We start from the raw sequence: 11,986 nt of genomic DNA on the forward strand, positions 1-11,986 counted from the left end.
CGCGATGAGTTTCCTGGAATACAACGTCAAGTATGCCCCAACCGGCCTTCGGAAAGTCCTGTACCTGAACTGGCCACTGGTGCTTCTGGTCACCGCCGTCGCATCGGTCGGGTTCCTGATGCTTTACTCCATCGCCGGCGGCAGGCTTGACACCTGGGCGCGGCCCCAGATGGAACGCTTCGCGGTCGGCATGATCCTGATGTTCGTCGTCGCGATGATCCCGATCTGGTTCTGGCGGTCGATGGCGGGGATAGCTTACCTGGTGGCCTTCGTCCTCCTCCTCTTCGTCGAGTTCTTCGGTGATGTCGGCATGGGCGCGCAGCGCTGGATCGACTTTGGCTTCATCCGCCTGCAGCCCTCCGAGATGATGAAGTTCACTTTGGTGATGGTGCTGGCGGCCTACTACGACTGGCTTGACCCCAGGCGCCTCTCACGGCCGCTTTACGTGCTGATCCCGGTCCTCTTGATCGTCGTGCCTACGGTGCTGGTTCTGCTGCAACCGAACCTTGGCACAGCGCTTATGCTGATCCTGGCAGGGGCCACGGTGATGTTCGCGGCAGGTGTAAGCCTTTGGTATTTCGGCGCGGTGATCGCGTTGGGCGTGGCCGCGGTGGTCGGCGTCTTCACCCTGCGTGGCACGCCCTGGCAGTTCCTGCATGACTACCAGTATGCGCGGATCGATACGTTCCTTGACCCTGGCGCCGACCCGCTGGGCGCAGGGTACAACATCATCCAGGCCAAGATCGCGCTGGGGTCGGGGGGGTGGAGCGGCAAGGGCTTCATGCAGGGCACGCAAAGCCGGCTGAACTTCCTGCCCGAGAAGCATACCGACTTCATCTTCACCACCCTGGCAGAAGAGTTCGGCTTCATCGGGGCCTTCTCGCTTCTGGCGCTTTACGCGCTGATCATCGGCTTCTGCCTGGTCGCGGCGTTCCAGAACCGTGATCGGTTCTCGGCTTTGCTGATCGTCGGGGTGGCCGCGAACTTCTTCTTCTACATCGCGGTGAACCTGTCGATGGTGATGGGCCTGGCCCCGGTCGTTGGGGTGCCGCTGCCGCTTCTCAGCTACGGGGGGTCGGCGATGATGGTGCTTCTGGTGGGCTTTGGCCTCGTGCAAAGCGCGCATGTGCACAGGCCGAGGTAAGCCATGACAACGGTCCTCTTCGCGGTTCCCGGCCTTTGGGCCGACTATCAGGCAGAGCTCCCGAAGGCACTGGCAGAGGCGGGCGTTGCCGCTGAGGTGGTGACCGAGGCCGCGCCCGAGACGGTGGACTATATCGTTTACGCCCCCTCTTCTCCCCTGCAGGATTTCTCGCCCTATACCCGTGCCAAGGCGGTCCTCAGCCTCTGGGCCGGGGTGGAGCGGATCGTCGGCAATGCCAGTCTCACACGGCCCTTGTGCCGGATGGTCGATCCGGGCCTGACCGAGGGCATGGTGGAATGGGTGGTCGGCCACACGCTCCGCCATCATCTGGGGATGGACCGGCATACCGTGAACCCCGGCCACGCCTGGGACCCGACCTGCCCGCCCCTGGCGCGCGAGCGGCCTGTGACGGTTCTGGGGATGGGCGCACTGGGATCGGCTTGCGCCGAGGCACTGAGGGCGCTCAACTTCCCGGTCACCGGGTGGAGCCGGACTGCAAAGCCCGGTTGCCTCCACGGCGAGGATGGCTTGCGAAAGGCGCTCGCGGGGGCAGAGATCGTAGTGACGCTGCTGCCGAAGACGCCCGAGACAGAGAACCTCCTGAACGCCGAACGCCTGGCCCTGATGCCCAAGGGTGCGGTGATCCTGAACCCCGGCCGCGGGGCGCTGATCGATGACGACGCGCTTCTGGCGGCACTCGACGCGGGGCATATCGGCCATGCCACGCTGGATGTCTTCCGCGTCGAACCCCTGCCGCCGGATCACCCCTACTGGACCCATCCGCGCGTCACGGTGACACCCCACATCGCCGCCGATACCCGGGCATCGTCGGCCGCCCGGGTGATTGCCGAGAACATCCGCAGGGGCGAGGCGGGTGAGCCTTTCCTGCACCTCGTAGACCGCGCGCGGGGCTACTGACCGCCGGGTGGGGGTTCGCCGCAACGAAACCAGCCCGCACCTCCCCTCCCCCTCCGTGGGGAGGGGCCGGGGGTGGGGGGCACCCGACCCATCCCGCTTTAGCACCTTGTTGACAGACGAGTCGCCGATCGCGGTTAACGCCCGAAAAGCGAGACGCGAGGGGAGACGGAAACAAGATGAAAGAAAGACAGAACCAAGATCATCAACTTGTCCGAACGGTACAAGATTAACACTGCGTTCTCAAGGGGTTGGAAACCCTTGGGGCCCCCGCCGAATGCCCCTCGGATTTTTCCCGTTCGCATTTCGTTAACCCGACCGCAAAGCGACTCCCGTCCATCCGCGTAAGGCCCTGTCGCGGGGGCTTGCGGAACCAGCCCGACCTGTGAATGAATGATCAAATTCACGGACCACAGTCCGTGACCTGGGGAGACTGATCGGATGCGGTCTGAGCCGCAAGACATCGCGCAAGGCCCGTGCTGGCCGCGCAAGCCCGAGTTCGGTGGAGCGTTGCGGGCTTACCCCCCGTGCTCGACTTGGGGCTGCAGCCCCGAACCAACATCCGATATTTGAAAGAGGCAAAATATGCCCGGAAATCTGACACTTGAAGAACTGAAGACCGCCGTGAAGCGTGGCGAGATCGACACCGTCATCGCCGCCGGGATCGATATGCAGGGCCGCCTGATGGGCAAGCGCTTCCACGCTCAGTTCTTCGTCGACGGCGGCTGGGAAGAGACCCACTGCTGCAACTATCTGCTGACCGTGGACATGGAAATGAACACGGTCCAGGGCTACAAATCCTCAAGCTGGGAGACGGGCTACGGCGACTACACCCTGAAGCCCGACCTCTCGACCCTCCGCCGCATCCCCTGGCTCCCCGGCACTGCGCTGGTGCTGGGCGACACGCAGGACCACGCAACCCACGCCGACGTGCCGCACGCCCCCCGGTCGATCCTGAAGGCCCAGGTCGCCCGCGCCCGCGCTATGGGTTTCGAGCCGATGATGGCCACCGAGCTGGAGTTCTATCTCTTTGAGAACTCATACGAAAACCTGCGCGACGGGGGAGTGAATGCCCTGCGGACCGTGGGCGGCTACAACGAGGATTACCACATCTTCCAGACGACCAAGGAAGAAGACGTGATGCGGGCAATCCGCAACGGTCTTTTTGGCGCGGGCATCCCGGTCGAGAACTCCAAGGGCGAGGCGGAGGCCGGGCAGGAAGAGATCAACTATCGGTATTCGGACGCTTTGGATACCGCCGACAACCACGTGATCATCAAGAACGCGATCAAGGAAATCGCCTGGAGCAAAGACAAGTCCGTAACTTTCATGGCGAAATACGACCACCGCCGGGCGGGATCGTCGAGCCATATCCACCAGAGCCTCTGGTCGAAGGACGGGAAGGCGAGCTTTGCCGACAAGAGGGATCACCACGGCATGTCCGAGGTGATGAAGCACTACCTGGCGGGTCAACTGCACCATGCCCAGGAAATCACTGCATTTCTGGCGCCCTACGTGAACAGCTACAAGCGCTTCACCATCGGGATGTTTGCCCCGACCAAGGCCGTCTGGAGTGCGGACAACCGCACGGCGGGCTTCCGGGTCTGCGGGGCGCATACCAAGGCAGTGCGGGTGGAGTGCCGGATTCCAGGGTCTGACGTGAACCCCTATCTGGCCTGCGCGGCGCTGCTGGCGGCAGGGCTGGACGGGATCGAGAAGAAGATGGAGCTGGAGCCCGAGATGAAGGGCGACATGTACATGACCAAGGGCATCCGTGAGATCCCGCATACCTTGCGCGAAGCGGCGGTGCTGATGAACGGCTCCAAGATGCTGCGGGGCGCCTTTGGCGACGATGTGATCGACCACTACCACCATGCCGCCCAGTGGGAGATTTCGGAGACCGACCGCGTGGTCACCGACTTCGAACGCGAGCGGCTTCTGGAGCGCGCTTAAGATGATCACGGGCATCGACCATGTCGTGCTAACGGTTCGCGACCCCGAGGCCGCCGCTGCCTTTTACGCGCACGCCTTCGGTGTTGAAATCGTCCGCTTCGGCAATGGTCGTGTCGCTTTGCAAACCGGACAGCAGAAGATCAATCTGCAATCGCTCGGTCAGGAAACCCGGAACCATGCCGCGATTGGTTGTGGCGATCTCTGTTTGCTGACCGATGTTGCCCTTGAGCGTTGGGTCACAAGCCTTGCCGACAAGGGTATTGCTATCATCGAAGGCCCTGTGACCAAAACTGGCGCACGCGGGCCATTCCTCTCAATTTACCTCAATGACCCGGACGGCAATCTGATCGAGATCAGTCGCTATCCCGATCTTGCGACCAACGGAGCCCACCCATGAAACCAATCGAACTCGTCTCTCCTGTCGATGGCCGTGTCTACGCCGAGCGGATGCCGCTTTCCGCTGCCGCTGCCGATGCCGTGGTCGCCCGCGCGAAGGGCGCGCAGAAGGCTTGGGCGGCTCGGCCCTTGGCGGAGCGGATTGCCCTTGTCAAAGCTGGCGTCACCAAGCTGAACGCCATGAAAGACGTGGTGGTCGAGGAGACCGCCTGGCAGATGGGCCGCCCGACCCGCTATGGCGGCGAGTTCGGCGGAGTGAATGCGCGGACGGACTATATGTCCGAGATAGCGGCGGCGACTTTGGCCCCGCATATGGTTGAGGATTCAGACAAATTCCGCCGTTACCTCGCCCGCGAACCGGTTGGTGTCGTCTTTATCATCGCGCCCTGGAACTACCCTTACCTGACCACGATCAACACCCTCGTCCCGGCTCTGATCGCGGGGAATACGGTGGTGCTGAAGCATGCCTCGCAAACCCTGCTGGTTGGCGAGCGTCTGGCCGAGGCCTTCCATGCGGCGGGTGTGCCGCAGGATGTGTTCCAGAACGTGGTGTTGGACCACGCCACCACCGAGCGGCTGATCGGCGCGCGGTCGTTTGGGTTCGTGAACTTCACGGGCTCGGTCGGTGGCGGCCAGGCCATCGAGCGGGCTGCGGCGGGGACGTTTACCCCCCTTGGGCTGGAGCTTGGGGGCAAGGACCCAGGCTATGTGCGCGAGGACGCTGATCTGGAGCTCGCCGTCGACGTGCTGATGGACGGCGCGATGTACAACGCCGGGCAGTGCTGCTGCGGGATCGAGCGGATCTATGTCCACGAGAAGCTTTACGACAGTTTCGTCGAGAAATCCGTGGCCTGGGTTGGCCAGCTGAGGCTTGGCAATCCGTTCGACGCCGCGACCACGCTTGGTCCGATGGCGCACAAGCGGTTCGCGCAGACTGTGCGCGACCAGACCGCCGAGGCGATTGCGGCGGGGGCGAAGCCTCTCTTGGACCCGAAGAAGTTCGCCGATGACGGCGGGGCGTATCTCGCGCCGCAGATCCTGGTGAATGTCGATCATTCGATGCGGGTGATGAAGGAGGAAAGCTTCGGCCCGGTGGTCGGCATCATGCCGGTCAAGACCGACGCCGAGGCGATCCGGCTGATGAACGACTCTCCTTACGGTCTGACGGCCAGCATCTGGACCAAAGACTACGACACCGCCGCGGCGCTTGGGGCTCAGGTTGAGACCGGGACGGTCTTCATGAACCGGGCCGACTACCTTGACCCGGCGCTGACCTGGACCGGGGTCAAGGACACTGGGCGGGGGACGTCGCTGAGCTACCTCGGGTTCCATTCGGTGACCCGGCCGAAATCCTATCATCTGAAGAAAGTCTGAGACATGACCCACAACGTACCCAGCCGGAACTGGTCCTACCCGACCGCAATCAAGTTCGGCGTCGGCCGGATTTCGGAGCTTGCCGATCATGTCAAGTCCGTCGGGCTGAAGGCCCCGCTCCTGGTCACTGACAAGGCGCTGGCCCCGCTGCCGATCACGGCGGCGGCGCTGGATGTGCTGGAGAAGGCGGGGCTTGGCCGGGCGGTTTTTTCCGAGGTCGACCCGAACCCGAACGAGATGAACATGGCCGCCGGGATTGCCGTCTACAAGGCGGGCAAGCATGACGGGGTGATCTGCTTCGGCGGGGGCTCCGCGCTTGACCTTGGCAAGATGATCGCGCTGATGGCGAACCAGAAGCCCAAGCTTTCGGTCTGGGATCTTGAGGATATCGACGACTGGTACACCCGCGCCGATGCCTCGAAAATCGCGCCGGTCGTTGCGGTGCCGACGACGGCTGGGACAGGGTCCGAGGTTGGCCGGGCGGGGGTGCTGACGAACAGCGCGACCCATATCAAGAAGATCATCTTCCACCCCGCCCTGATGCCGAAGGTCACGATCTGCGACCCGGCGCTGACGGTGGGCATGCCGAAGTTCATCACCGCAGGCACCGGCATGGACGCGCTGGCGCATTGCCTGGAGGCCTATTGCTCGCCCTTCTATCACCCGCTGAGCCAGGGCATTGCGGTGGAGGGGATGCGGCTGGTGTTCGAGAACCTGCCGAAGGCCTACAAGCACCCCGACGACCTTGAGGCCCGTGCGCACATGATGTCGGCGGCGGCGATGGGGGCGGTGGCGTTCCAGAAGGGGCTGGGGGCGATCCATTCCCTTAGCCACCCGATCGGGGCGATCTACAACACCCACCACGGCACGACGAATGCCGTGGTCATGCCGATGGTGTTGGACTTCAACCGGAAGGCGGTGAAGGACAAGCTGGCGGCAGCGGCGGCCTATTGCGGGATCAAGGGTGGGTTCAAGGGCTTCCGGTCGCGGATCATGGACCTGCGGGCGGAGCTGAACATCCCGGAGACCCTGACGAAGCTTGGGGTGAAGAACCCCGATCTCGACATGCTGACCAAGATGGCGCTGGAGGATCCGACCGCCGGGGCAAACCCGGTGAAGATGACGAAGAAGAACACCCGGGCGCTTTACGAGGCGTGCATGTAGGGACCGGCCCGCCAGGGTTTCGGCCCTGGCGGGCGTTTAGGACCGTGGTGCCCCGAGAGCAAACCGAAATTGCCGTGATCGGCGCGGGCGTGGTGGGGCTGACCATCGCGCTGGAGCTGGTTGAAGCGGGCCACGAGGTCGTTGTGGTCGACCCCGGCCAGCCCGGCATGGGGGCAAGCTATGGCAACGCTGGGACGATTGCGGGTTACGCCACCAGCCCGGTCGGCACGCCTGACGTGCTTAGGTCGCTGCCGTCGCTTCTGTTCAGCAGGACCTCTCCGTTGGCGATCCGGCATCGGGCTTTGCCAAGCCTGACGCCATGGCTTCTGCGGTTCCTCTGGCAGTCGATGCCTGTGGCTGCCGAGCGGAATGCGCGGGCGATTGCGGCGCTTCTGGCCGATTCAGGGGAACGCTGGGACGAGCTGGCGCTGCGGGTGGCGGGGGCCGGCATCCTACAGCGGCGGGGATGTCTTTATCTCTACGAGACGCCGAAGGCCTTTGTGGCCGCCTGGACCGAGATGGAAAAGCGCCAGGCGTTGGGGGTGGAGGTCGAGTTGGTCGGACCGGATCGGCTGGCCGAGCTGGAACCTGGGTTGCCAGCGGGCCTTGGAGGTGCCGCCTATTTCACCGGGGCGACCTTTCTGGACGATCCTGGGCAGATGATGGGGCTGATCGCCGAGGCGGCCCTGGGCAACGCGGGGCATCTGCAGGCGCAGGCCGAGCGTTTGACGCGGGGCGCGGCTGGCGTGGTGATCGAGGGGCCGGGGCTGCACCTCCATGCCCGGAAAGTGGTGATCGCGGCGGGTGCGCATTCGGGGGCGCTGGCGCGGCAGGCGGGGGATCGCATCCCGCTGGATACTGAGCGCGGCTATCATGTTGAATGGGATATGAAAGAGCCTTTGCTCAGCCGCCCCACCTGCCCCACGTCGCGCGGATTCTACTTCTGTCCGATGGCCGGTCGCCTGCGGGTCGCGGGGACGGTGGAACTGGGTGGGCTGAGCCTGCCGCCCTCGCCGCATCGGGTGCGGAAGCTGATCGAAGGTGCAAGGGCGTTCTTCCCGGAGCTGGGAGAACCGGACCGCGACTGGATGGGCTTCCGGCCAAGCCTGCCGGACAGCCTGCCAGTGATCGGTCCGTCGCAGGGTGGGGCCGACGTGATCCATGCGTTCGGGCATGGGCATCTGGGGGTGACGATGGCCCCGATCACGGCGCGGATCGTGGGCGACCTGGTGGCAAATCGAAAGCCGCCGATAGATATCGCACCGCTCAGGGCCGGACGGTTCTAGAGCGCGACCGGGTCTTGTGGAACCGCTCGTCGAGCACTTCGTGCACTCCTCGCTGAGGCAGCCCCGACGAGTACACGAAGTGCACGAGGAGGAGGCGATGGGCGGTTTGCAGACAGCGATTCCGTCAGGTTTGATCCGGCGCTAGGTAATCTCAACGCCCTCGACCTTGTCCCAGTCATCGCTGGGCAGGACCTGGGCGGTTTCGTTCACATCCCCGGTCCAGACGAAGAAGCCGAGGAAGGGAAGCCGCCCGACCTTGGTCAGATGCGGCTGGAACGGCGGGTTCCAGACCGGCTTATGTGCGGGTTTCACCATCAGCGGTCGGCCCACGCCGAAACGCCAGCCATGGGGTCCGGTGAGAGGAGCGTAAAGCTCGGGCGCAGCGTGGCGGTGGTCGCGGTAAAGGACGCCGGGCGCGATCAGAAAGATGCCGAGGTCGAAGTCATCGGCCGCGAAGGGTGCCTCACGGCCCATGATCGAGGCGTAGGCGTGGCCGGTGGCGAAAGCCTCGCCGATCTCGGCGCGGGGGTAGAGGTCATAGGTGATCCATTGCAGCTGGTCCGCCGCCGCCGCAATCGCCTGCGACACGGCGGGGCGGTCGGCCAGCGCCTGCAGCGCGGGCGAAAGCCAGCGGTCGACCACGGCGTTCGTTTGCGTCGGCACGGGGTGTTCCGGTCCTGGGTCGGGCGGCAAACCGGTGCGGACCTCTTCGGCCCCGGCGTGGTCGAGCGTCAGGAGATAGTCCCTGGCGGTGAGGTAGAGGTTCCGCAGCGGGCTTTCCTTGGGCGGGAGGGGTGGCAGGGGCATCTCCCGTTCGCGGAGGGTCAAAAGCGGATCGTGGGTATCATGGGCCGAGGCGACGCGGTAGATCTCCAGCACCTCGGCGCTGATCAGGCCGTCGCGCCAAAGGGCCATTGCAGCACCGTACCGGACGCGACCCGAGCCGAGCTGCCCGAGCGGGGTGTGGAGAAGCGAAAGCGGGTCAGTCATTGCTGCGGAAGGCGAGGCGTTCTTCGGCGAGGCGCCGCCTTTCGGCGCGACCCATGATGATGCTTGCGGCGATGACCCCTGCCCCGACGGTCAGGACCATCAACGTCGCCAAGGCATTGATGTCAGGGGTCACGCCAAGCCTGACTTTGGACCAGATCAGAAGGGGCAGTGTCGTGGTGCCGGGGCCGGTGACAAAGGAAGAGATGACGACATCATCAAGCGATATCGTGAAGGCCAGAAGCCAGCCGGAGAGGATCGCGGGCGAGATCACCGGAAGGGTGATGTCGAACATGACCTGCCAGGGGCGGGATCCAAGGTCCATCGCAGCCTCTTCGATGGCGCGGTCGGACTGGACCATGCGGGCCTGGACGATGGTGGTCACGAAGACCATGCAGAAGGTTATGTGGGCAAGCGTGATGGTGGTAAAGCCGCGCTGCGCCGGCCAACCGACCCATTCCGCCATCATGATGAAAAAGATCAGCGCAGAGATGCCGGTGATCACTTCCGGCATGATCAGGGGTGCAATGACGAGGCCCGAGAACAGGACGCGCCCCCGGAACTTGATGAACCGGGCCAAGGCAAGTCCGGCCATGGTGCCAAGGATCGTGGCGATAGAGGCCGAAATGAAGGCGATCTGCAGAGACAGCACCAAGGCGTCGAGGACCTTTTCGTTGGAAAGGAGCGAGCCGTACCACTTGGTCGAGAACCCGCCCCAGACGGTGGCCAGCCGTGAGGAGTTGAAGCTGTAGACGATCATCGACAGGATCGGGATGTAGAAGAATGCAAAGCCGAAGCAGAGGACGGTGATCAGGAAGGTCGAGTTGCGCTTCATTTCGAGCCCTCCGCCTTGGCCTGGTAGTGACTGTAGATCATGGTCGGGATGACCATCAGCACCAGAAGCGAAACTGCTATGGCCGACGCCATGGGCCAATCGCGGGCTTGCGCGAATTCATCCAGGATGAGGCGTCCTATCATCGGCCGGGAATCGTTGCCGACGAGGTCGGGGATCACCAGTTCACCCGCCGCCGGAATGAAGACCAGCATGCCGCCAGCAATGATGCCGGGAACCGATTGCGGCAGGGTCACGTCACGGAAGACCTGGCTCGGGCGCGAGCCGAGGTCCACTGCGGCCTCGTCCAGCGTCGGGTCAAGCCGTTCCAGGCTCGCGTACAAGGGCAGGATCATGAAGGGCAGGTAGGTGTAGACCAGGACCAGCACCACGGCGAAATTCGTGTGCATCATCGGCACCGACCGCACCGCCCAGTCGATCGGCACGAGGAAGTTCCAGGTGTCGGTCAGAAGCCCGTTGAACCAGGAATTCTTGCCCATCAGCCCCATCCACGCGTAGACGCGCAAGAGGAACGAGGTCCAGAACGGCAGGATCACCAGCATCAGAAGGATGTTGCGCCAGCTTTTCGACACCCGCGTCAGTGCCAGCGCCATGGGATAACCGATCAGGAGGCAAAGAGCTGCCGCCGCGAAGGCATTGACGATCGAGATCAGGAAGGCCCTGAGGTACAACCCGTCTGTCGCGATCCGGTAAAACGAGTCCGGGTTCACCCAAGGGTGGTCACCGCCAATGGAAAAGGGCGGTGCGGTGGGGGTGTTGGTCGCCACGCTCATCACGACGACAATGAGGAAGGGGAAGAGGAAAAACAGCACCAGCCAGACATACGGCGCGCCAATTACTATCTGGGCCCAGCCCTTCCGATCGAACCAGCGTGAGAAGCCCCCGCCCGACATGCTATTCCCCCAGCACGATGGCCGAGGCCGGGTCGAAGGACAGCCAGACCGCGTCGTCCCAGTCGGCGATCCTCGTGCCCTCGTCCCCGCGCCTTGCGTTGACGGCATGGGCCTGCACCAGCGCTTCGGGGAGCGCGATGCGGTAAAGGCTGTCCTTGCCGAAATAGGCGAGGTCCTGGACCTGTCCCTGGAACACATTGGCGGCGTCGGGCCGGTCCTTGGCCAAGTGCATCTTCTCCGGCCGGACGGCGAGGGTGACCTTCTGGCCTTCCGCGACCGCAGGCGTGTCCCGCGCCAGAACCTCGCCGCCGAGGCCCGGCACCGACAGACGGAGATGCGGCTTTTCGCGGGAAAGGACGGTGGCCTCGAAGCTGTTCACCGACCCGATGAACCCGGCCACGAACCGGCTGTTCGGGAATTCGTAGATCTCGGTCGGGCTGCCGACCTGTTTCACCTGACCCTTGTCCATCACCGCGATCCGGTCGGAGAGGGTCATCGCCTCTTCCTGGTCATGGGTCACGACGATGAAGGTGACGCCGGTGCGTTCCTGGATCGACATCAGCTCGAACTGGGTATGTTCGCGGAGCTTCTTGTCAAGCGCCGCAAGGGGTTCGTCGAGCAGCAGGAGTTTCGGTTGCCGGGCAAGTGCGCGGGCTAGGGCGACCCGCTGGCGCTGGCCGCCGGAAATCTGGTGCGGCTTGCGCTTGGCGTAGGGGGTGAGTTGGACGAGGTCCAGCATCTCAGCCACTCGGGCGGCCCGGGCTGACTTGCTCAGGCTTTTCTCATGCTTCAACCCGTAGCCGACATTCGCCTCGACCGTCATGTGCGGGAAGATGGCGTAGGACTGGAACATCATGTGGACCGGGCGCTCCCACGGCGGCACCCCGGCCATGTCGCGCCCGTCAAGGAAGATGCGGCCGGCGGTCGGTTCCTCGAACCCTGCAAGCATGCGCAGAAGCGTGGTCTTGCCGCAGCCGGAACCGCCGAGAAGCGAGAAGATCTCTCCCTTCCCGACGGTCAG

At 64.0% G+C, this 11,986-nt stretch carries 11 protein-coding genes; 7 read left to right on the forward strand and 4 right to left on the reverse strand.

Annotated features, from left to right (window positions below):
• The first annotated feature begins 4 nt into the window (after positions 1-4).
• From rodA to ACRCSW_RS08690, 7 genes are all read left to right on the forward strand, one after another.
• Entirely contained in the window at positions 5-1,144 is a 1,140-nt protein-coding gene (rodA, locus tag ACRCSW_RS08660) for a rod shape-determining protein RodA (RefSeq protein WP_438704264.1), read from the forward strand.
• A gap of 3 nt (positions 1,145-1,147) precedes the next feature.
• The gene (locus ACRCSW_RS08665) at positions 1,148-2,062 is read left to right on the forward strand and encodes a 2-hydroxyacid dehydrogenase (RefSeq protein WP_438704266.1); all 915 of its coding nucleotides are present in this window, start codon (positions 1,148-1,150) and stop codon (positions 2,060-2,062) included.
• 582 nt (positions 2,063-2,644) lie between these two features.
• A complete protein-coding gene (locus tag ACRCSW_RS08670; RefSeq protein WP_438704267.1) occupies positions 2,645-4,012 on the forward strand; it encodes a glutamine synthetase family protein in 1,368 nt (455 codons plus the stop codon).
• A gap of 1 nt (position 4,013) precedes the next feature.
• A complete protein-coding gene (locus ACRCSW_RS08675) occupies positions 4,014-4,409 on the forward strand; it encodes a VOC family protein (RefSeq protein WP_438704269.1) in 396 nt (131 codons plus the stop codon).
• Complete coding sequence (locus ACRCSW_RS08680; protein WP_438704270.1) at positions 4,406-5,782, forward strand: aldehyde dehydrogenase family protein; 1,377 nt, start codon at positions 4,406-4,408, stop codon at positions 5,780-5,782. The genes ACRCSW_RS08675 and ACRCSW_RS08680 overlap by 4 nt, the downstream gene beginning before the upstream one ends.
• Before the next feature lie 3 nt (positions 5,783-5,785).
• Positions 5,786-6,946, forward strand: a complete 1,161-nt coding sequence (locus tag ACRCSW_RS08685) for an iron-containing alcohol dehydrogenase (RefSeq protein ID WP_438704272.1) — start codon at positions 5,786-5,788, stop codon at positions 6,944-6,946.
• Between the two features lie 47 nt (positions 6,947-6,993).
• Positions 6,994-8,232 carry an NAD(P)/FAD-dependent oxidoreductase gene (locus ACRCSW_RS08690; RefSeq protein ID WP_438704273.1) on the forward strand — a complete coding sequence of 413 codons (1,239 nt, stop codon included), beginning with the start codon at positions 6,994-6,996 and terminating at the stop codon, positions 8,230-8,232.
• 141 nt (positions 8,233-8,373) lie between these two features.
• On the opposite strand, the gene ACRCSW_RS08695 is transcribed toward ACRCSW_RS08690, so the two are convergent.
• The 4 genes from ACRCSW_RS08695 to ACRCSW_RS08710 form a co-directional block, all read right to left on the reverse strand.
• Complete coding sequence (locus tag ACRCSW_RS08695) at positions 8,374-9,222, reverse strand: dimethylsulfonioproprionate lyase family protein (RefSeq protein ID WP_438704275.1); 849 nt, start codon at positions 9,220-9,222, stop codon at positions 8,374-8,376.
• Positions 9,215-10,054: an ABC transporter permease subunit gene (locus ACRCSW_RS08700; protein ID WP_438704277.1), complete on the reverse strand. Its 840-nt coding sequence runs from the start codon at positions 10,052-10,054 to the stop codon at positions 9,215-9,217. Before ACRCSW_RS08700 ends, ACRCSW_RS08695 begins: the two co-directional genes overlap by 8 nt.
• Entirely contained in the window at positions 10,051-10,965 is a 915-nt protein-coding gene (locus ACRCSW_RS08705) for an ABC transporter permease (protein WP_438704279.1), read from the reverse strand. Before ACRCSW_RS08705 ends, ACRCSW_RS08700 begins: the two co-directional genes overlap by 4 nt.
• 1 nt (position 10,966) lies before the next feature.
• Positions 10,967-11,986 (reverse strand): ABC transporter ATP-binding protein (locus ACRCSW_RS08710; protein ID WP_438704281.1); only part of this gene is annotated, 1,020 nt, incomplete at its 5' end.

The sequence above is a fragment of the Tabrizicola sp. genome, assembly GCF_051645465.1.
Taxonomy (GTDB): domain Bacteria; phylum Pseudomonadota; class Alphaproteobacteria; order Rhodobacterales; family Rhodobacteraceae; genus Tabrizicola.

Coding starts and splice junctions, on each gene's coding strand:
- ACRCSW_RS08705 (WP_438704279.1), bottom strand. CDS start 10,965: ATGTCGGGCGGGGGCTTCTCACGCTGGTTCGATCGGAAGGGCTGGGCC.
- ACRCSW_RS08695 (WP_438704275.1), bottom strand. CDS start 9,222: ATGACTGACCCGCTTTCGCTTCTCCACACCCCGCTCGGGCAGCTCGGC.
- ACRCSW_RS08670 (WP_438704267.1), top strand. CDS start 2,645: ATGCCCGGAAATCTGACACTTGAAGAACTGAAGACCGCCGTGAAGCGT.
- ACRCSW_RS08700 (WP_438704277.1), bottom strand. CDS start 10,054: ATGAAGCGCAACTCGACCTTCCTGATCACCGTCCTCTGCTTCGGCTTT.
- ACRCSW_RS08685 (WP_438704272.1), top strand. CDS start 5,786: ATGACCCACAACGTACCCAGCCGGAACTGGTCCTACCCGACCGCAATC.
- ACRCSW_RS08680 (WP_438704270.1), top strand. CDS start 4,406: ATGAAACCAATCGAACTCGTCTCTCCTGTCGATGGCCGTGTCTACGCC.
- ACRCSW_RS08665 (WP_438704266.1), top strand. CDS start 1,148: ATGACAACGGTCCTCTTCGCGGTTCCCGGCCTTTGGGCCGACTATCAG.
- ACRCSW_RS08675 (WP_438704269.1), top strand. CDS start 4,014: ATGATCACGGGCATCGACCATGTCGTGCTAACGGTTCGCGACCCCGAG.
- rodA (WP_438704264.1), top strand. CDS start 5: ATGAGTTTCCTGGAATACAACGTCAAGTATGCCCCAACCGGCCTTCGG.